Genomic DNA, 20455 nt, shown 5'->3' on the forward strand with positions numbered 1-20455 from the left:
ATTCCCGCTTGGATCCGCTCACTTATTTTTAGGACAGCTCCTCCAAGCAAAGATCTGCGCGTAAGCACCTTGAACAAAAATTCCCAAACCCGGAATTTCTGTTCAAGGAGACTTACTCTCCGATCTTTAACCGCTTGGATCCGCTCACTTATTGAAGGAGGTGCCATCATGAACATCGAAACGGTTCGTGAATTAGCAAAGATTTTAAAAGAGAATCAGTTATCTGAGTTAACGTACCAATCAGGAAACGACCGGTTGAAGCTGAAGCGGGCGCTTACCCAGCCAGCAGCGCCATCATCTCCTGCGGCTCCTGAACCGGCCGTCTCTGACGAACAAAACACCATCAATGCCACGACCATCGGGACCTTTTATTCATCCAAGTCCCCTGACGACCCGCCATTTGTTTCGATTGGCGATCATATCGAGATCGGTGACACGATTGGCATTATTGAAGCAATGAAAGTGATGAATGAAATCAAAGCCGACAAGGCGGGAACCGTTACCCAAATTCTTGCCACGGACGGCCAAGGAGTTGAGTTCGATGAACCACTTATTCAACTCGCATAAACCAATTGAACAATGGCCATTTCATAAGGTCCTGGTTGCCAACCGCGGTGAAATTGCCGTGCGGATTATTCGCGCCTGCCGCCAGTTGGGACTGCAGACGGTTGCAATCTATTCCACAGCTGACAGAAACGCGCTGCATACCAAACTAGCTGATTCAGCTATCTGTATCGGCCCAGCCAATGCTGCCAACAGTTATTTAAATATCAATAACATTATCACCGCCGCGCAATTAACCGGCGCGGATGCCATTCACCCAGGTTATGGCTTTCTTTCAGAAAACGCCGATTTTGCCCGCGCCTGTGAAGAAAACAATCTGATTTTTATCGGGCCAAACGCCGATGCAGTTTCATTGCTGGGCAATAAGGAACAGGCCAGAGAAACGATGAAGCAGGCCGGCATGCCCCTCGTAAAGGGCAGTCCAACCGTCCTGACCGATTCAAAGGAAGCTTTGACTGAAGCTAAAAAGATCGGCTTTCCAATCATGATTAAAGCAAGCGCTGGCGGTGGCGGCAAGGGGATGCGAGTTGTGGAATATCCTGAGCAATTCGAAAGCACGTTTGAGCTCTGCCAAGATGAAGCCAGGTCAGCGTTCGATGACGACCATATGTATCTTGAGCAATACCTAACGCACCCCCGGCACATTGAAATTCAGTTGATTGCCGATCAAGCTGGCAAGGTGCTGGCAATCGGCGAGCGGGATTGTACGATTCAAGCCAACCACCAGAAGGTCATGGAAGAAGCCCCAGCACCGGCTTTAGACGACGCCACCCGCCAACAAATGTTTTCCACCAGCGAACAGGCCGTTTCCAAGATTCATTATGAAGGCGTTGGTACCGTTGAGTTTCTTTACAACGGCCCTGGTGCATTTTACTTCATGGAAATGAACACCCGGATTCAGGTTGAACATCCAATTACTGAACAAACCACCGGCTTGGATCTCATTGATGCCCAATTTCGGGTCGCCGCTGGTGAAACGTTGGTTGACAGCCGACCAACCGTTTCCAACTATGCCCTGGAGTGCCGAATCACGGCGCTGACGCCGGGAACCATCACTGGCTTACATTTACCTGGTGGACTGGGTGTCCGCGTTGACACCGCCCTTTATCAGGGTTATACGGTGCCCCCGAACTACGACGCCATGATCGCCAAACTGATTGTTTTCGGCCCCAATCGCAACGTTGTCTTAAATGAAATGAGAACGATGATCGATGAAACAGTTATTGCCGGCATTTCGACCAATCTGGAAATGCTATCCCAGTTGTTGGCCGAACCAGACTTGATTGAGGAGAAAACCGACGTCAACTGGCTCGATAAACAACTGGCTGAGAAGGAGGAAGATTCTTATGACGACTGATATGACAACTCTATCTCCAGTTGAACTACGGCATTTAATTCGCAGTGGTGACTTTTCCGGGCAGACAAGCGGCTTGTGCCCAGGCTATACCCAGGCAAACCTGGCGATTCTTCCCAAAGATCTCGCGTATGATTTCCTACTATTTACGCAACGAAATCCCCGCCCCTGTCCGGTGCTTGAAGTGAGCGATACGGGAAGCCGCAAGCTACACGAATTCGCCGACGACATTGATTTGGCCAACGATTTTCCAAAATACCGGATTTACCGCGATGGCAAAGTCGATGCCGAAGTCACATCGGTTGCAGACATTTGGCAGAATGATTTTGTCAGCTTCATCATTGGCTGCAGCTTCTCATTTGAATCTGAGTTACTCGCTGCCGGGATTGAAGTTCGAAACATCACCGAGAAAGTGAATGTGCCAATGTTTAACACGAACATTCCGCTAAAATCCGCTGGGCCATTCCACGGCAACATGGTCGTCAGCATGCGTCCCATCCCAGAAGCTCAAATTCCAACAGCGGTCCAGGTAACCGGCGCAATGCCAAAAGTTCACGGTGCGCCAATCCAAATCGGTGATCCCGAAACCATTGGCATTTCTGATCTGGCGCATCCCGATTATGGCGATCCGGTGACAATTAAAGCTGGCGAACAACCTGTTTTCTGGCCATGTGGGGTCACACCGCAAAACGTAATTATGCAGACCAAGCCGCCGCTGGTCATTACCCACGCGCCGGGCCACATGCTGGTGACCGACGTTGTCAATGCAACATTAAAATACTAGGACAGCTTTTCCAAGGAGGAATTTCCAATGACAACAATTGATCTCAATAGTGATCTCGGTGAAAGTTACGGCCGCTACCATTTAGGCAACGACGACCAGGTGATTCCACTCATTAGTTCAGCTAACATTGCCTGTGGCTTTCACGCTGGCGATCCTGACGTGATGTATCAAACAGTTGAAATGGCTGAGAAAGCGGGGATCGGCGTCGGTGCCCATCCTGGTTTCCCTGACCTTGATGGCTTTGGCCGCAGGAAAATGGATCTTTCCGCCGCGGCGGTAACCCACATGGTGACCTACCAAATTGCCGCACTGGCCGGCTTCACAAAGACCCACCGACTGCATCACGTCAAGCCTCATGGGGCACTTTACAACGCCGCTGGTAAAGACCTGGCACTGGCCACTGCCATTTGTCAGGGGATCAAGGCTGAAGATCCTCATTTGATGGTCTATGCCCTTTCCAACAGTGCCTTGGTTACTGCCGCTCAGAATCTCGGCCTTCCCGTTGCGCAAGAAGTCTTTGCCGACCGAAACTATCAAGCAGACGGCAGCTTAGTTCCACGAAGTCAGGATAACGCCGTGTTGCACGATCCCGATGAAATTGCCAAACGAACCATCTCAATGATCAAGACCCAATCCGTTGTCGCGGTGACTGGAGAAACCGTGCCAATCAAGGTCGACTCCATCTGTGTCCACGGTGACAACAGTGCGGCTCTTGAAATCGTAAAGCATTTAACTCAAGCATTGAAACAAGAAGGAATTGCCATTAAGACCCGTTAATTCGAAAGGAAGATGCTTATGAAAGAGCCTCAAATTGAAACACCCGCAAAGAACAAACGACTACGGAGTGCTGCGTTAGGTGCCGCCTTCTTAATGGCGATGGCCGCCGTTGGTCCTGGATTCTTAACCCAGACCGCCACGTTTACCGGCCAGTTGGGTGCCAACTTTGGATTTGCAATTCTGATTTGTATTATTGTTGACATCGTCGTTCAGTTAAACATCTGGCGAATTATTATCGTTTCAGGAAAACGAGCCCAAGTGATTGCCAATGAGGTGTTTCCAGGTTTGGGATACGTCCTCTCCTTCCTGGTGGCGATGGGTGGCTTGTTCTTTAACATCGGCAATATCGGTGGTGCTGGCTTAGGCCTCAACGTGTTGTTTGGGATCTCACCGGAAAACGGTGCCTTGATCGCTGCGGCAATCGCCATCATTGTGTTGATTATCAAAAATGCGTTAAAAGCCATGGACATCACTGTCCAGATTCTCGCTGTTATCAAAATTGGTATTTTGCTCTATATTCTATCAGTGATGACCGTTCCATATGGCACCGCTGCAGCGCATGCATTTGATCCGTCAAACGTCAACTTTTACTCCATCGTAACGATCGTTGGTGGAACCGTTGGTGGTTATATTTCATTCTCGGGTGGTCATCGATTGCTTGAAGGTGGCGCGAAGGGTCCTGGCGCCATTAAATATGTCAACGAAGGTGCCCTGACTGGAATTGGAATTGCCTCGGTCATTCGGGTAATGCTGTTTCTCGCTGGCCTTGCAGTGGTTACCGCAGGTTATAAACTATATCCAACCAACCCGGCGGCTTCAATCTTCAAGTACGCAGCTGGTAACTTTGGCTATAAATTCTTTGGCCTGCTGTTATTTGCTTCCGGGATGTCATCAACTTTAGGCTCCACCTTCACTTCCACATCGTTCTTGGATTACGCGGTGAGTGATCGGGCCGGAGTGATGTTCAAACGTTACCGAAGTAGCTTCATCATTGGCTTCATCATTGTTTCAACTGCCATCTTCTACTTCATCGGCAGCCCAGCCAAAGTCTTGGTTGTTGTGGGGGCCCTCAACGGATTTGTGTTGCCAATCGCCTTGGCAATCCTGCTGCTGGCTTCGCACCGACAACCAATCATGGGGGTGAAATATCATCATCCGGCATGGTTGACGTGGACTGGCTGGATCGTAGTTGCTTTCATGGCATACGCTGGCTTCAGAACGATTCTGGGATTGTTTGGAATCGGCAATTAATTTTCACGAGACTGGGATCGGCCGTTTGGCGCAGCTTTTATCCAAGTAGCTACGGCAATCTAAGTGAATGATCATCGATTGGACATTAATATATGTCCCAGCCTCCACTTTGAAAAATCAAATAAGCCTGTGCCTTCACTCAATTGAATTCCAACTGAGTAAAGACACAGGCTTATTTATTGATTGATCTATGTAACTTATTTCGTCAAATTCTCACACGACCATCGCCAGCAAAAATACGGCGCCCAATCCAAGCACAACCGAAATAGCCATTGAACGCGTCCAATAAGCAATTCCAATCACGATAACCGCCGCAATCATTTCTGGGGCCCGACCAGCGATTGAAACTACGTAGTCCGGAGTGATAAAGATATCTTTCACAACTAAAGCAGTAAATAGTGAAACTGGGACATATCTCATCCATTCGTTAAACCAAACGGGAATTTTTCGGGTACGAAAAAATAGTAGGGGAATTAGTCGCGGCGCAAAAGCCACACAAAAACACCCTAATACCAACCAAACATGTTGTGTCGTGTTCCATTCCATACGCTCTAACTCCTACTCATCAACGTCTTCAGGCGATCCGGCCGGGTTCTTAATATGCCGCAGCAGGCCACTGTTCGGAAAATATTTTCTGATCGATGCTTCTGCCATAAATCCAATAAACGAAGCGACCAGGGTTGAAATAACCAGGCCAAGAGTTGATTTGGTCAGCACCATGAAGTAAGCGGCCAAGAACCCTGATAGAATGCAGATCAGAATAATCAACCCATTTTTGAGTTGAACAACGATCATATAAAGGAATAATGCTGTTAGCGCAAAGTGCACAATGGTTAAATCGATGTGGATCGCACTGCCAATCAGACTGCCAATCAGATTACTAATAGTCCAAAACACCAACGTCATATGTTCGACGTGTAAGGCTTCCCTGGGCGTAAACTTCTTATCCGTTGAAAATTTTAAATAATTAAGTGCGTAGTTTTCATCATTCATTGAAGCCGCAAATAAAGCGGTAAATCCAAGCGACTGGCCATGCAAATACTTGGAAAGGCTCGATCCCAGCAAGGCATAACGCAGCTCAAGGAAAAACATCATCAAAATAACTGAATACATTGGTGCACTCGTTGCCAGCAGTGACGCAATCAAAAATTGCGCCCCGCCTGAGAACACCATTACTGAAACCATTAAAGTTGTCCACACGTTGAATCCAGAAGCGTTCAGCAAAATTCCACACGCCAAGCCGATTGGAATGTAACTCAAATCTACCGGTAGCGAAGCATCAAGGATTCGACGCCAATATGGAAGCTTCTCTCTAGATTTCGCTATGTCTTTACCCAAAAGGATTCCTCCATCATTAAGCAATCAGGACTGTAAGCCCGTGTAAAAATCATGTAAACACAATCCAGATACAATTATATTGGATATCACCAAATTAATAAACACTTTTAACCAAATGTTTTGCTAAAACAGTCGCAAAATCGCGCGCCATAGGAGAATGAACGGGTTGGCTTTTTTTATCGATTGGTTGGTGACCAATTGAACTTCAGAATCTTCGGTTTGCAAATATTTCGGTAGACCTTGCTTGTAAGTCAGCTGAGTCTTGCCTGCAGCTGTGCCCTTTTTGGCCGGGGCAGCAATTTTTTGATTCAGGTGGACATATTTCCCCTGAACTTGCTGCTTGGAAACATTTTTCGGCGCCCATACCCACGTTGTCTTCTTGACAACCGGTTGAACATCGACCTGTTTTCCATCCGGAACCGTTGCCTTGTCAACACCTTTAATTTGGCTTCCTTTGCTTAATGTAATGGGATGCTGTTTGGTGAATACGTACCGCATTAACTTAGCCGTTTGAATAAATCTTGCCGGATCGGTTGCGCTCTTGTTACGACTACCAAGAACCACCGTAATAATTCGGTGATGCTTGCGGGTGGCCGATCCCACAAAACAGGCACCGGCTTTATCGGACGTCCCAGTCTTTAAGCCGTCCACCACAACGCCCTTGGCAATTTGGTGATCGTTAAGCAGCTGGTTGTGGCCGGTAATTGCTGTGCCATAAAAAGTCGAGGCCGTCTTCTTGGTAATCTCAGTCACCCTCGGAAAAGTCTTCATTAGTTTGCTGGCTAATAAGGCAACATCGCTGGCGGACAGCTCATTTTCGGCATCTCCGCTCACGTTTGCCAAGGCCAGCCCACCAGTGAGCTTGTTGGTCAGCCCGGAGGCATTATAAAATTTGGCATCCTTGATTCCGATCTGCTTGGCAGTTTGAGTCATCAATTTTGCAAATTTCACCGGCGTTCCGGCGACTTTTTGGCCCAACGCCAACGCAGCTGCATTAGCCGAGGCCACCAACGTTGCATTAACCAACTGACGCACAGAGTATGACTTGCCAGCAGTCAACGGCACATTGGTCAGGCCACTAGCGGTGCTCAATTTAGCAATCGCTGGTGAAATGGTTACCTGGTCATCCCAGGCTAACTTCTTCTGTTTGATTTGCTGATGAACAATGTAAATGGTCATCAGCTTGGATACTGAGGCAATCGGCAGCGCTTGGTTGGCGTTTTTCTGATACAAGATCTGTCCGGTTCTGGCATCAACGGCAATCGCGGCTTTGGCAGCAATCACCGGTTGATCAGTGACGGAGCTCGCTTGAACGCTGGTCGCAAATCCTGCAGACAGCAAAAAAGTGCCTATTAAGGCAATGATCGCTTTAAATCGTAAGTTCATTTTCATCCCTTCTACCGCGTTCCTTTTAATTTGTCACTGGGCTTTGAAAGATGATCACCATGATTGATCGGAACGTGAATCGCAAACGTTGTAATTTCAGGGCTCGAAGTCACATTAATATAGCCGCCGTGCAGATCAATGATGCTCTGCGCAATCGCCAAGCCCAGGCCAGAGCCACCGGTATCTTTGTTTCTGGACTCTTCAACTCGATAAAATCGCTCAAAAATTTGGTCAAGCGACTTCTGGGGAATTTGTGGCCCGTCGTTGGCAACATCAATGACCGCTTCACCGGGTTTGCCGATTCTGGCACTCAAAAAGATGTTGCGGCCACCCTTGCCGTACTTAATCGCATTTGAAATCAGGTTGTTAAAGACCCGCCCCAGCTTTTCGGCATCCGCTTCGATGTAGAGAGGCTTCTCAGTATTTTTGGCAGAAATCGCCAAGCCGCTCTTTTTGGCTTCCAGCTCAAAGCTGGCGACCAGTTGCTCCATCATCTGGTTAAGGTCAATCTTGTTGATCGATAGTGGCGTCCCAGTCTGTTTGACTTTGGTATACTCAAATAAATTATCCACCAAGGACTTCATTTGTTTGGCTTTCAGATAAGCAATCTCAGTATACTTGAGCAAGTCCTCTTCACTGTGGTACTGCTTATCTTGAATCAAGCCAAGATACCCCAAAATCGAAGTTAACGGCGTGCGCAAATCATGGCTGACATTGGTGATCAGCTCATCTTTAGAACTCTCAATTGCCCGCTCCTCGTCCATCGAGTGGATAACACTATCAACCAGGGCGTTAATGCTTTCAACAACTGATTGGGTGTTGTCTTTGAATTTAAAATTAATCCGATGGTCCAGATGACCGTTGGCAATGTAATGAAGCTCGGTAATGATATGGCGCAACTGCATTTGATGGTAGCGCCGAATCAATCGCCAGTATACAACGGCCGCGTCAAACACCAGCATCAGCGCGATGAAAATGTTCTCCCAGCTCCAGAGATGATAGTGATTGGGGCCAATTAAAATCGATCGTTTAATGATAAAAATCCCGTCCCGCAGGCCAGGATTGGTCATGATAGATTCATTAATCAAAATCACAATCGACAAGTTTAATAACAGAAGGAGAATGACCGTTACGATCCCTTCCAAAAATAATTCAGTTTTCTCACGGCCGGTTAGCTTCAATATAATCCCTCTTCAAAATTAGTGTGATTCGATCTTGTAGCCAACGCCCCAAACGGTTTGGATGACTTTTTCGCCGTTGGTAGCTTCCTCAATCTTATCTCGTAAGTGACTCACATGAACCATGACCGTCTTGGCGGAAACGATACTTTCCTGTCGCCAAACCCGTTCAAAAATTTCGTCCGCCGAAAAGACCCGGTTGGGATGGCTGGCCAACAGGTAGAGAATTCCAAATTCCAAGGCAGTCAGTTGAATCGGCGTACCCGTGATCGTTTTAACTTCGTGAGAATCCTTGTTGATGGTCAAGGGACCGATATCCAAAACGTCTGGGGTATCGTTGGTAACATGTTCCTCGGTTCGCCGCAGTAACGACTTAACCCGGGCCATGACTTCTAGTGGATTGAATGGCTTGGTGACGTAATCGTCAGCGCCACTAATCAAGCCCTGAATTTTATCCATGTCTTCGGTTTTGGCTGACAAGATGATAATCGGAATCTGAGAATCCTTGCGAACTTCTTTGATGACTTCAATTCCGCTCATGCCGGGCATCATGATATCCAAAATCATCAATCCAATGTCAGATTCGGTCCGCAGCCGAGTCAAGGCTTCTTTGCCGCTATAAGCAGAAACTGGCTCGTAGCCTTCATTTCGGATGTAGATTTCAAGTAACTGAGCGATTTCTTTATCATCATCGACAACTAAAATTTTCATGGTTTGTTATACCTCATTCTGATTTAAATTCCAATTTCAAATAATTTATAGGTAATTGATTCAAGTTAATAATTCAACATAGATTTTACACTTTTTAGATTAAAGGACAACTTACAGGTAATTATACTGTGTGCCCACCGGTTTCCCAATGCAAATCAGAATATCAAGATAAACTTAAATGTTCCTTAAAAAGTGCGCGAGTCCAAGCGGTTAGCAATCGGAGCATAAGTCGCCTAATCCGGAAATCCCGGTTCTGGGGATTTTTGGATTAGGTGCTTATGTGCAGGTTGCTGCCTGGAGGAGCGGTCCTAATAAGTGAGCGGAGTAAAGCGGTTAGAAACTGGAGCCTAAGTCTCCTTCGGCAGAAATCCCTTGTTTTGGGATTTTTGCCGAAGGTGCTTAGGAGGAAGTTTCTGCTTTACGCAGCTGTCCTAAAAAGTGCGCGAGTCCAGGCGGTTAGCATTCTGAGCATAACAAAAAAGCCACCAACCCAAGTCAGCGGCTCAAACCATCACTATTCTACTTTCCCTGGGCTTCCAGCAGCTTCTCCTGCATTTGATCCAACGCATGGGTCACATACACTGGGAATTCGTCGGGGTTGACCAATCGTTGGGTGGTGGAAGGTAATTCGCTTAATAATGCTTTACTGTGCTTTTGAATCTCGAAAACATCCGGTAAATCCGCTTTAAGCTTTTCACCATCTAAAACAGCCTCTTGAAGAGGGACCGCATCAAAATCTGTTAGGAACTGATCCCGTTTTGTAGCCAACGGGTTTGCCTTCACGACATCTAATTGATCATTCAACGTTTCATCTTTCAATGCGATCACATCGGCAAATGCCCGCTTAGTCCCATGGTGATATAATCGATAAACTTGTTTCAAGCCTGGCAGGGTCACCTTTTCACGACTGGCACTCACTTTAATCTTCGGAACGAGTTTGCCGCCATCTGAAACGGCAGCCAATTTATAAACCCCACTCAAAACAGGCGACGAAGCACTGGTGATCAAATTTTCACCGATTCCGAAATTATCCAGAGGAGCGCCTTCATTCAGCAAGGACATCACAACGTGTTCATCCAACGCGTTTGAAGCAGTAATCTTCACTTCTGGGAAGCCGGCATCATCGAGGAGCTTACGGGCACCACGGGCTAACTGGGTAATATCGCCTGAATCGATGCGGATGCCGACCGGCTTGTGACCACTTGCCTTGAGCTTTTTAAATACTTTAATCGCATTTGGAACCCCAGACTTCAAGACGTCGTAAGTATCAACCAACAACGCTGCGGTATCTGGATAGACGTCAGCCCATTTTTCAAAGGCGGTCAACTCATCCGGAAAGGCTTCAATCCAGGCATGGGCCATGGTGCCGGCAGCTGGAATGCCAAACTTCTTAGCGGCCAAAACGTTGGACGTGCTGGAGCAGCCGCCAATTACAGCTGCCCGGGCACCATACGTTGCACTGCTTGGGCCCTGAGCTCTGCGGGCACCGAACTCCATCACCGGTCGTTTGCCAGCAGCGTACGTAATTCGACGAGCTTTAGTGGCAATCAGTGATTGATGGTTCATCAAGTTGAGGACCATCGTTTCAAACAACTGAGTCTGTAACAGCGGGCCGCGGATTGTCAGTAGTGGTTCTCGTGGAAAGACTGGCGTGCCTTCAGGGATAGCCGATACCTGGCAGTCAAAATGGAAATTCTTCAAATAATCCAAGAAGTCTTCTTTGAACAATCCCAAGGAACGTAGGTAATTGATATCACTTTGGTCAAAATGGAAGTTGCGCAATCCTTCGACAACCTGTTGGAGGCCGGCAACCACGACAAAGCTCCCCTTATCTGGTACCTTGCGGAAGAAGACATCAAAGACCCCTTCTTCGTCAGGAATCGTTTGTTGGTAGCCATTTGCCATCGAAAGTTCATACAAGTCCGTCAACATTGATAAATTATCCATAAGTCATCCTTCTTTTTAATTCGCTAAATTTAAGTAAAATTAACTTTTATTAGCCTAAATAAAAGTATTCAAAACTTTTATTACACATTAACGCCAATTGGCAATTAATTCAAGCCCCAATGTAGGCCAGCTTGTATAAACGTGCCGGACGGCCTGGTCGCTTGGCAGCCGTTGTTCCGATATCGGTAAACAACTTCCGATGACTCTTTTTAAAATTCGAATTATCAATCTCATTGACCGGCGTTTTTAGAAATGGTGAGTATACAAGCCGGGCATCCTTCAACGTGAACGTTGCCCCCAGTACTAGCAAAATATTCGGCTGGTAGTCAAGCTTGTTGCGGATTCGATCGCAAGCAATTTTAAGGATCCATTCGTGATCGTAGGCCAGATGCTGATCCGGATGTGCCTGATTGGTCGCAAATTGTTCATAATAGGTCGTTTCGCTCACATCCCTGGCAGTTTCAAATGAGAGGTTGCCATTTGAAAACCGGTACCGCTGTTCGGTGTATCCCATCGCAAACCAACGGGCGTCGGCAGCGCCATACCCCGCCTTGAGTTCCGGCTTATCTGGTAGAAACGTCATGTATGCCAAAGACAATGCCCGTGAACCGGGTGTCCGCAGCTTGTTGGTAAAGGTTGCCAACTGCTCCGTATGACTATCCGATAATTCCATGCCGATTTTTTCTTTGACCAATCGCAGTGCCGCATCGTCAGCACTTTCTTGAAATCTCATAAATGTTTCTGGCAGCGCCCAAAAATTTCTGTACGGGGCATTATCACGTTTGACTAGCAAAATGTTCACCTGGTTGGTTGCGTGATCGAAGCTCCAGATGATGTTGGTGATATTAATATAGGGTTGTTCAAGAACGTTAGTAGTCGCCACCGGAATTCCTCCATTTATTAAAGATGATATATAACAAATATAGAACACTTTCACAAAATAACCAAGCAATATTAAAACACTTTACCTACAAATCCAGCTTGTAACCGGTATCAACCGCTAAGCCAACGTTTCACAGGGCATCGGATTACCGAAAGCCTAATTCATTGTTTATCAAACTTCTTCAGATTATAATGACAATAGAATGAAATAGTTATATTGGTAGGTTTATATCTATCAATTTATATTGATTTCAATCAGGTTGTTAGTATTCGTTTGATTAGCCGAAGGAAGTGTTCCTCGTGCTCAAAAAACTCATTAAAATTAGCAGTGCGATTATCATGATAACCGCATTATTTATAGTTAGTTCAATCACCGTTTCTGCTGCTGCCCAAATGACACCACATGGCACGGCCAGATGGGCATCAGCTACAGCCACAATTAACACCTCAAACAATTCGGCTAAATACCAAAAAATTTGGAATAAAGCGGTTAAGGCGTGGAATCGAACCGGGGTATTTGAGTTTACCCTTACATCGGATTCGAGCGCCCAAATTAACGCCAGCACCAATACAGGCTTGGGCGGCAGCTTCACGGGCATGACCTATATCACCACTGGCAGCGATGGTTACATGCAGTCAGTTACCAGTGAGCTCAACCCGCAAACGCTGGATGTGTACGACTACTCGACATCTGAAAGGGTCAACGTGGCCGAACATGAGTTAGGTCACGCAATTGGCCTTCTCCATAATCCCAACCGTGCCAGCGTGATGTTCGCTGCTAACCGTTATTATAGTATTCAAAAGGTTGATACTCAAAGTGTTCAGCAATTATACGCAACTCAAATGGATCGCGTTTCGATGCGAAATAAGAAGATTCTCTTTAGAGACCCGGTCAATGTTAAGTGAGCGATAAGTAACAACGTGGGTGTTGGCATCACTTGCATACTAATCAAACAATGAAGCGCTCAACTCAGAAAAGAAATTGGACCTCAGCTAATCACGACATTAAATAAATAGCGCAATCATTCCAAGGTTATTAGAATGACTGCGCTATTTGTTTAACTTATATTCAACGTCAAAAGCTTTTTAAACAGGATAAATATAAGCCAGCTTCTCCAAAAATATTTGTTCATCCTGTATGCATGCCACCAAATTCAGTTTCGTTTCGAGTTCCAATGGCGTATGTTTGAAGGTCGCAAACGACAATGAATCGAAGCGATCGAACAGAACTTTTGATCGACTGTCGGTGGCTGGATCCATGAAAATTCCGGTCCGATCAGGCAATTTAACCATATTAGCCTGAGATTTGTAGAAACGGTTAACCCCCTCGATGTCCACCCGCTGGACACTATAATAACGGTTAGCAGGATACATGACACTGGCACGGTTCGAATTGTGATTCAATCCCATTGCATGACCCAGTTCATGTTCGGCGACGTTGACCATCTCATTGGTTGAATACTTAAAAATCTTAAACGTTACCGGATTGATTTTGATATCGACGTGACTGAGATATCCCTGTTTGTTGACCGTAACGCACGCCATGCCGGCATAATCGGCGCCAAGTTTGGTATCGGTTGCGGCCGACACCATCGCTTTTGATTTCGTCATCACAAATGTGAAAGCGCCAGTTCGGTTCCAAGCCTGAATTGCCCGCTCCCAAATACGTTTGTATTTTGTCGAATTATGTGAAATATTGATCGTGGCGGTAGCACTTGAAAATCGCGCTGTTCCGTGGGGAGTGATCGGCGCTGCAGCCAAAACCGTTATAGTAGACAAGCCAACCCAAACGAGCATCATTAATAAAAATGCTTGTATCACGATCATAATCTTTTTGAACACATTCAACGCCTCCCCAAACGGGTTACAGATCAATCGAGGCAACCTAAATTCAGTTACATTATATGATAAAAGCATTATATTTTCGAGAATATATATGCTAAAAATTCCTTATCGATTTTCTGAACAAATTGTGCCATTTGTCAATTGATATATTCTCGTTTTTTAAGTAAATTGTGTACCGTGATGTTATACTATTGTTGGAAAGTTAATTTAAGAAAGGACGGAGCTGCTATGACCTATAAAGATCGCAACAGTATTAAATTCATGATCGTGACCCTAATCGCATCGATGGGGACATCCGTCGCTTTCGGTACGAAACAAGTTGAGGCCAAGCCAGTCAGTCGCTCAGCGATTCGGACAACTCGGTCTGTTCAGATAACCCGTCTTCAAAAGAGCAATGTCTTCGTGAGTAATAACGCAAATATTTATAATAACCTTCGTTTTAGTAAAGTTGTGTACCATGTCGATAGCGACGCCGACTATCTACCGGTAATTTCTATCAAACGAGCAGTTATCAAGAAGTCTCCACATCAGGGCATTTATATTTATGTCATCAACACACAAAATAATGTCCGTGGCTGGGTTGACGCCCATAAGATTGCTGTTGGCTGTTAAAGCATTAATGAATTGAAGGCATTATTTAAAGGGACCCTGATTAAATTCGTCATTGATTTTAATCAGGATCCCCTTTTATGTTAGATTAATTGTTGGCTGAAAAGCTTGTGGCCACTGGCGGATCCCCGCCAGTTAAGGGAAAAAAGGCTGAGGCATCAGCCTGCAAAGTGTTTATCAATGCAACTTAGCTTTCCCTGCTTATATTGACAAAACTTGCGCCAAACGGCTGATCCCCGTCATTTAAGCAAAAAAAGTAATGCATTCCAAAACCAGAATGCATTACTTTTTTCACTTAAATTCTGGGATCAAATCGCCTTTCGTCCCAATCTCTCACTTCTCTTAAACCCCAATTAGTTTTCAGGTTCGTAATTAGGTGCTTTCTTAGTAATCGTAATATCATGCGGATGTGATTCACGCAAGCCAGCATTGGAAATTTCAACAAACTGTGCGTTGTCGTTGAGATCTTTCACGGTTGCGGAACCTGTGTAACCCATTCCTGAACGAAGGCCGCCAACCATTTGGAAGACGATGTCGTTGATGCTGCCTTTGTACTCAACTTCACCTTCGATACCTTCAGGAACCAACTTGTTGGCTTCGCTCACACCGCCTTGGAAGTAACGGTCAGCTGAACCATGCTGTTGTTCCATCGCAGCTACACTCCCCATGCCACGGTATGATTTGTATTTCTTGCCATTTTCTTCGTAAACATCGCCAGGAGCTTCTTCGGTACCGGCTAACATGCTACCAAGCATCACAGCGGTGCCACCAGCGGCAAGAGCCTTGACGATATCGCCAGAGTATTGAATTCCACCATCGGCAATAATCGGCTTGCCCCATTTTCGAGCAACTGAAGCAGCGTCATAAACGGCAGTTATCTGCGGAACTCCGACACCGGCAACAACTCGAGTCGTACAAATTGAGCCAGGGCCAATTCCAACTTTGACAACATCAACACCAGCTTGGTATAAAGCTTCGGTACCAGCTGCGGTTGCAACGTTACCAGCGATTAAGGTTGTATCGGGATAGTGGTCACGAATTTCGGCGATCTTTCTTAGAACACCAGCGGAATGGCCATGGGCGGTATCAATCACAATTGCATCGGCACCAGCTTTGAGCAAGGCTGAAGCGCGATCAAATGTATCGGCGGAAACCCCAACAGCAGCAGCAACCAATAATGCGCCGTTCTTGTCGACAGCGGCTTTAGGTGTATCTGCGGTCTTTTTGACTGCCTTAACCTTTGCAACTTCACCAGCCTGTGCTTCGATACTGAGATTCTTGTGAACAACGCCAAGGCCACCGAGCTTTGCCAAAGCAATCGCCATCTTTGATTCGGTAACAGTGTCCATTCCGGCACTGATGAAAGGAACATTCAACTTCAAATTGTCAGCCAATTGTACTGATAGATCCACATCATTTGGTAATACATCACTCGCTGCAGGAATCAACAGCACATCATCAAACGTCAAGCCTTTTTTACCGAACTTACTATCCCAACTAACCATCTATCTCGCTCCTTTATTTTTTAGGTTGCTTAGTAACATATCATGTTCATTCAAAACAAGCAACGATCTTTACCAAAATCTCATCGTTGTCTCATGAATAGGCCAATTACGAAGCAACGGGTTCTTAAAAGTTGTTATCGATTATACACGAACTTTTCAAATAGTTAAAGGACTTTATCCGAATTAATTTCCGATTTCTGCAATCAATTTGAAGGACCAGAATCTTAACGTTCGTGTTTTACCTGGATAAAACAAAACCTGCTGGTATGACTGTCTACCAAGCAGGTTTTGAGCAATTTTTGGGGTGTAACCTTTAGAACAGACCACCCGTGATATTGAAGTTTCGTTTGTACCACCATGAACCGCCGGCACTTAGCAAGCCAAGGGCGATATAGGCATAACGGTTTAGGGCCGGGTTGATCACAGCCGGTAGCATTGCAGCGCCAGTAAAGATTCCCATCCAAACAACAACGAATAGAATCATAATCACAATTCGAATCCAGATGGAGTATTTGTGCTTAACGCCCGGTGTAAACATCATCGTCACTAATGGAATACCGACACCAGCAATTGCTGCACTCAAAATGATTCCAGTGATTCCCATGACGGGTTGAGGACCATTTTTGGCGGGGAAGAAGCTAATAATACCGTACATGAATGTAAAGATCATGAAGAATAGCAACGCATTGTAGCCCGCATTTGGCCAATAATCCCGTTTTGGATCCGGTTTACGCTTAGGTGGGTTCACAATAAATTGAATCCGTTCTTCAACGGTTCCCCACATATTCCGGGCAGTCTTGCCTGATTTTTGACCCTCAAGTAATTCCTGAACCATCTTATTGATCGTTTCAGTCTTTTGGGCAGCCGTCAACTTTGTGCCGGCCAGGGCCTGATTAAACTTGTACATATATTCAGAATTACGTTTGGTTAATCCAATGTTATCAAATTGGGAATGGAGAATTTTGGCAGACCGATCCCGATCTTGATGAACGTGCGCATTTTTTTCACGCACACTCATATTTTGTTTTGTTTCATCATTATTACTACTCACTTGTTTCGCTCCTTAATAGTTGACTGGAAATAAGTACTGAGGCACTTCTGACATCGATCTCAAATTCTGATGTGATTGGTGGACAACGCTTTGTTAACCACATGGTCAAAGCGTGTTTCACTAAACAGCAATCTGCGTGTAAGCACCTCCTGCTACATGGTGGAAATGTGCTGCACCAAGCAAGAATCTGCGTGTAAGCACCTTTGAAAAAAATTCCAAACCCAGGAATTTCTTTCAAAGGAGACTTACACTCCGATTCTTAACCGCTTGGTTTCGCACTCTAGACATTGAACCTAAATTCCACAATATCCCCATCCTGCATCACATAATCTTTGCCTTCAAGACGCAGCTTACCTGCATCTTTGACCGCTGCTGGGGTCTCGTACTTATCCAAGTCTTCAAAAGCCATAATTTCTGCTCTGATAAAGCCCCGTTCAAAATCGGAATGGATGATCCCGGCTGCTTGAGGGGCCTTTGTACCCTTCTTAAACGTCCAGGCACGAGTTTCTTTGCCACCTGCAGTGAAGAATGTTTCCAAGCCTAAAAGTCGGTATGAGGCGCGAATAAGCCGGTTTAACCCTGGCTCTTTTACACCCTCTGCCTCCAAAAATTCTTTCTTTTCGGCATCGTCCAACTCAGCAATTTCTTCTTCGGGTTCTGCAGCCACCGCGATGGCTTGGGCACCTTCCTTGTCGGCAAAGTCTTTGATCACGCCAAAGTACTTTGAATTCTCAGGGTCAGCCATGTCATCTTCGGCAATATTGGCAACGTACAGGACTGGCTTGCTGGTTAACAAGAACAACCCCTTCACAATCTTTTGTTCGTCTTCGTCAAAATCAATTGACCGAACAGAGCCGCCGTCTTCAAGGACTGGCTTAATCTTTTCAAGCACAGCGAGTTCGGCCTTGGCTTCTTTATCAGCACCCTTGGCAGCCCGTTGAACTTTGCCCAAACGCTTATTAACGGCGTCTAGATCAGAAATGCCCAGCTCCAAATTGATGGTTTCGATATCATCGATTGGGTCCACTTTTCCCGTGACAGTGGTGATATTGTCATCATCAAAAGCCCGGACAACGTGGACAATGGCATCAACTTGGCGGATATTTTCCAGGAACTTATTTCCAAGTCCTTCACCCTTGCTGGCACCCTTAACAATCCCAGCGATATCGGTAAATTCAAACGTGGTTGGTACCACCTTTTTGGCTGGAATTAATTCTTGAATCCGATCCAACCGTTTGTCGGGAACTTCAACCATCCCCACATTAGGATCAATCGTCGCAAATGGATAGTTGGCCATTTCCGCTCCGGCCTTGGTAATCGCATTAAAAAGTGTCGACTTGCCGACGTTTGGTAATCCAACGATTCCTGCAGTTAGTGACATAACTTAACAACTCTTCTTTCAGTTTATTTTTCAGCTTTTTCCAGTAGTTTCTTTAATTTATGATCAAATTCACGGCGGGGCATCATCACAATGTGCCCACAACCAGTGCACTGAATTTTAATGTCGGCGCCCATCCGAATGATCTCCCAGCGATTGGTGCCACATGGATGAGGCTTTTTCATTTCGACAATATCGTGAAGGTCATACATCCTAACAACCTCTTTCTATTTTAAAAACTAATCCAGATTCACACCAAACATCTCAAGCAACCGGTTCAAATCATCGACTGACCCGTATTCAATCTCAATCTTACCCTTCCCCTTTTTCCGGGAAGAATTGACGATCGAAACTTGAGTCCCAAATTTTTCTTGAAGTTGACCTTCGGATTCCCTGACAAACGGTGACTTACGAGGAGCCTTTTTCTTCTTGGCACCCTTTTTGCCGTTAATCTTGGCAGCTGCTTGTTCCAACTGACGAACCGTCATGGATTCAGCGACGGATTTCTTGGCCAACTTAATCAAATCCTGTTTGTTATTAACTGATAACAACGTGCGGGCCTGGCCCATTGACAGCTTGTTATCTTCCAAGAGATCCTTCACTTCTGAGGGTAATCCCAGGATTCGCAGATAGTTGGCAATGTATGGCCGGCTCTTTCCTAATCTTGACGCCACTTGAGCTTGCGTCAGGTCAAGTCTGGTCATCAACATATTATACGCTTCAGCTTCTTCAAGGGTGGTTAAATCCTCTCGCTGCAAGTTTTCCATTACAGCGATTTCCATCATTTGTTCTTCAGTCGCGTCCCGAACAATTGCCGGGATCGTGGCTTGCTTGGCAATCTTGGAAGCCCGTAGTCGCCGTTCACCCGTCAGCAATTCATAAGAATCCACTTCTGGATCGGGTTGACGAACAATGATCGGTTGGAACACCCCAGAATTCTTGATGGAAACAGCTAAATCCTGAAGAGCCTTCTCATCAAATCGGTGTCTCGGCTGGTATGGATTAGGCTTGATTTCGCTGACTTTTATGTCAATGACATCTTCCTTACTGGTATCAACATTATTATCCTGGAAAAGGGCCTCAATGCCCTTTCCCAGCCCAGTGGGTTTCTTCTTATTAGCCATGATTTGCCAGCACCTCTTTCGCCAACTTCATATATTTTTCTGCGCCCTTTGATTTGGGATCGTAATCCATAATTGGCAAACCATAACTTGGTGCCTCGGACAAACGAACGTTGCGGGGAATGATTGTGTCGTAGACTTCATCCTTGAAATACTTCCGGACTTCCGCATTAACCTGCTCACCCAAATTGGTGCGGGCATCAAACATAGTTAAGAGAACACCTTCGATTTTCAGGTTTGGATTGAAATGCTTGCGAACCAGGTCAATGGTATTCAACAGTTGACTGAGCCCTTCCAAGGCATAATACTCGCTTTGGACCGGAATTAGAATTGAATCGCTGGCCGTAAATGCATTGACCGTGATCAGCCCAAGTGATGGTGGGCAATCGATCAACACAAAATCGTATTGATCTTTAACGGCATCCAATGCGGCCTTTAAGCGGGTTTCCCGAGCCATTTGTGGTGTCAATTCGATTTCAGCACCAGACAATTGGATCGTGGCCGGCACGATATCCAAGCCTTCGTGAGAAGTATGGGTGATCGTTTCTTTCATTGGTTCTTCATTAACCAAGACGTCATAAATATCTTTTTTGATGTCTGCCTTTGAAATCCCAACGCCGCTGGTGGCATTTCCCTGCGCATCGGCATCAACCAGCAGAATTTTTTTGCCCAACGAAGCCATGCCGGCACCTAAATTCACAGCAGTCGTGGTCTTACCGACACCGCCTTTTTGGTTGGCAAGTGAAATCACATACGCCATTAGTCATCCCTCCT

Annotated in this window: 21 protein-coding genes; 7 read left to right on the forward strand and 14 right to left on the reverse strand. The window is 45.9% G+C overall.

The annotated features are described in order from the left end of the window. The first annotated feature begins 168 nt into the window (after nucleotides 1–168). Genes FD12_RS11985 through FD12_RS12005 form a run of 5 tightly spaced genes read left to right on the forward strand, consistent with a single transcriptional unit; the run spans nucleotide 169 to nucleotide 4730 of the window. On the forward strand, nucleotides 169–567 hold the full coding sequence (locus tag FD12_RS11985) for an acetyl-CoA carboxylase biotin carboxyl carrier protein (protein ID WP_054746813.1): 399 nt from the start codon (nucleotides 169–171) through the stop codon (nucleotides 565–567). Further along, entirely contained in the window at nucleotides 542–1921 is a 1380-nt protein-coding gene (locus FD12_RS11990; RefSeq protein WP_054746815.1) for an acetyl-CoA carboxylase biotin carboxylase subunit, read from the forward strand. The genes FD12_RS11985 and FD12_RS11990 overlap by 26 nt, the downstream gene beginning before the upstream one ends. After that, nucleotides 1911–2702, forward strand: coding sequence for a putative hydro-lyase (locus tag FD12_RS11995; RefSeq protein ID WP_186825943.1), 792 nt, complete (start codon nucleotides 1911–1913; stop codon nucleotides 2700–2702). The genes FD12_RS11990 and FD12_RS11995 overlap by 11 nt, the downstream gene beginning before the upstream one ends. A 27-nt stretch (nucleotides 2703–2729) precedes the next feature. Further along, nucleotides 2730–3479, forward strand: coding sequence for a LamB/YcsF family protein (locus FD12_RS12000; RefSeq protein ID WP_054746818.1), 750 nt, complete (start codon nucleotides 2730–2732; stop codon nucleotides 3477–3479). An 18-nt stretch (nucleotides 3480–3497) separates the two neighbouring features. Continuing rightward, nucleotides 3498–4730, forward strand: a complete 1233-nt coding sequence (locus FD12_RS12005) for an NRAMP family divalent metal transporter (RefSeq protein WP_056983314.1) — start codon at nucleotides 3498–3500, stop codon at nucleotides 4728–4730. Between the two features lie 213 nt (nucleotides 4731–4943). On the opposite strand, the gene FD12_RS12010 is transcribed toward FD12_RS12005, so the two are convergent. The 7 genes from FD12_RS12010 to FD12_RS12040 form a co-directional block, all read right to left on the reverse strand. After that, nucleotides 4944–5276: an AzlD domain-containing protein gene (locus FD12_RS12010; RefSeq protein WP_056983315.1), complete on the reverse strand. Its 333-nt coding sequence runs from the start codon at nucleotides 5274–5276 to the stop codon at nucleotides 4944–4946. 12 nt (nucleotides 5277–5288) lie between these two features. Further along, nucleotides 5289–6068: an AzlC family ABC transporter permease gene (locus FD12_RS12015; protein ID WP_054746822.1), complete on the reverse strand. Its 780-nt coding sequence runs from the start codon at nucleotides 6066–6068 to the stop codon at nucleotides 5289–5291. 123 nt (nucleotides 6069–6191) lie between these two features. Beyond that, complete coding sequence (locus FD12_RS12020) at nucleotides 6192–7454, reverse strand: D-alanyl-D-alanine carboxypeptidase family protein (RefSeq protein ID WP_056983316.1); 1263 nt, start codon at nucleotides 7452–7454, stop codon at nucleotides 6192–6194. Nucleotides 7455–7465: 11 nt separating this feature from the next. Then, complete coding sequence (locus tag FD12_RS12025; protein WP_054746824.1) at nucleotides 7466–8635, reverse strand: sensor histidine kinase; 1170 nt, start codon at nucleotides 8633–8635, stop codon at nucleotides 7466–7468. A gap of 18 nt (nucleotides 8636–8653) precedes the next feature. Beyond that, nucleotides 8654–9343, reverse strand: a complete 690-nt coding sequence (gene croR, locus FD12_RS12030; protein ID WP_054746826.1) for a response regulator transcription factor CroR — start codon at nucleotides 9341–9343, stop codon at nucleotides 8654–8656. Nucleotides 9344–9862: 519 nt separating this feature from the next. Continuing rightward, on the reverse strand, nucleotides 9863–11290 hold the full coding sequence (locus FD12_RS12035; protein ID WP_054746828.1) for a nicotinate phosphoribosyltransferase: 1428 nt from the start codon (nucleotides 11288–11290) through the stop codon (nucleotides 9863–9865). Between the two features lie 109 nt (nucleotides 11291–11399). Further along, nucleotides 11400–12173, reverse strand: a complete 774-nt coding sequence (locus FD12_RS12040; protein ID WP_225427265.1) for an NrtR DNA-binding winged helix domain-containing protein — start codon at nucleotides 12171–12173, stop codon at nucleotides 11400–11402. A 299-nt stretch (nucleotides 12174–12472) separates the two neighbouring features. Between FD12_RS12040 and FD12_RS12045 the strand changes: the two genes are divergently transcribed. After that, the gene (locus FD12_RS12045) at nucleotides 12473–13078 is read left to right on the forward strand and encodes a matrixin family metalloprotease (RefSeq protein WP_056983317.1); all 606 of its coding nucleotides are present in this window, start codon (nucleotides 12473–12475) and stop codon (nucleotides 13076–13078) included. Nucleotides 13079–13258: 180 nt separating this feature from the next. On the opposite strand, the gene FD12_RS12050 is transcribed toward FD12_RS12045, so the two are convergent. Beyond that, nucleotides 13259–14014, reverse strand: coding sequence for a matrixin family metalloprotease (locus FD12_RS12050; RefSeq protein WP_056983318.1), 756 nt, complete (start codon nucleotides 14012–14014; stop codon nucleotides 13259–13261). A gap of 231 nt (nucleotides 14015–14245) precedes the next feature. Between FD12_RS12050 and FD12_RS12055 the strand changes: the two genes are divergently transcribed. Continuing rightward, the gene (locus FD12_RS12055) at nucleotides 14246–14629 is read left to right on the forward strand and encodes a hypothetical protein (protein ID WP_054746840.1); all 384 of its coding nucleotides are present in this window, start codon (nucleotides 14246–14248) and stop codon (nucleotides 14627–14629) included. A gap of 350 nt (nucleotides 14630–14979) precedes the next feature. Here the strand turns inward: FD12_RS12055 and guaB are convergent, their stop codons facing one another. The 6 genes from guaB to FD12_RS12085 form a co-directional block, all read right to left on the reverse strand. Beyond that, a complete protein-coding gene (gene guaB, locus FD12_RS12060; RefSeq protein ID WP_056983319.1) occupies nucleotides 14980–16131 on the reverse strand; it encodes an IMP dehydrogenase in 1152 nt (383 codons plus the stop codon). 313 nt (nucleotides 16132–16444) lie between these two features. Beyond that, a complete protein-coding gene (locus FD12_RS12065; RefSeq protein ID WP_056983341.1) occupies nucleotides 16445–17149 on the reverse strand; it encodes a DUF1129 family protein in 705 nt (234 codons plus the stop codon). A 313-nt stretch (nucleotides 17150–17462) separates the two neighbouring features. After that, nucleotides 17463–18563 (reverse strand): redox-regulated ATPase YchF, encoded by a 1101-nt coding sequence (ychF, locus tag FD12_RS12070; RefSeq protein WP_054746842.1) that lies wholly within the window; start codon nucleotides 18561–18563, stop codon nucleotides 17463–17465. 23 nt (nucleotides 18564–18586) lie between these two features. Continuing rightward, on the reverse strand, nucleotides 18587–18772 hold the full coding sequence (locus tag FD12_RS12075; RefSeq protein ID WP_054746844.1) for a DUF951 domain-containing protein: 186 nt from the start codon (nucleotides 18770–18772) through the stop codon (nucleotides 18587–18589). A gap of 27 nt (nucleotides 18773–18799) precedes the next feature. After that, entirely contained in the window at nucleotides 18800–19684 is an 885-nt protein-coding gene (locus FD12_RS12080) for a ParB/RepB/Spo0J family partition protein (RefSeq protein WP_056983320.1), read from the reverse strand. Then, entirely contained in the window at nucleotides 19677–20441 is a 765-nt protein-coding gene (locus FD12_RS12085; protein ID WP_054746845.1) for a ParA family protein, read from the reverse strand. The genes FD12_RS12080 and FD12_RS12085 overlap by 8 nt, the downstream gene beginning before the upstream one ends. Nucleotides 20442–20455: the final 14 nt, after the last annotated feature.

Source organism: Lentilactobacillus rapi DSM 19907 = JCM 15042 (assembly GCF_001436255.1).
Lineage (GTDB): Bacteria > Bacillota > Bacilli > Lactobacillales > Lactobacillaceae > Lentilactobacillus > Lentilactobacillus rapi.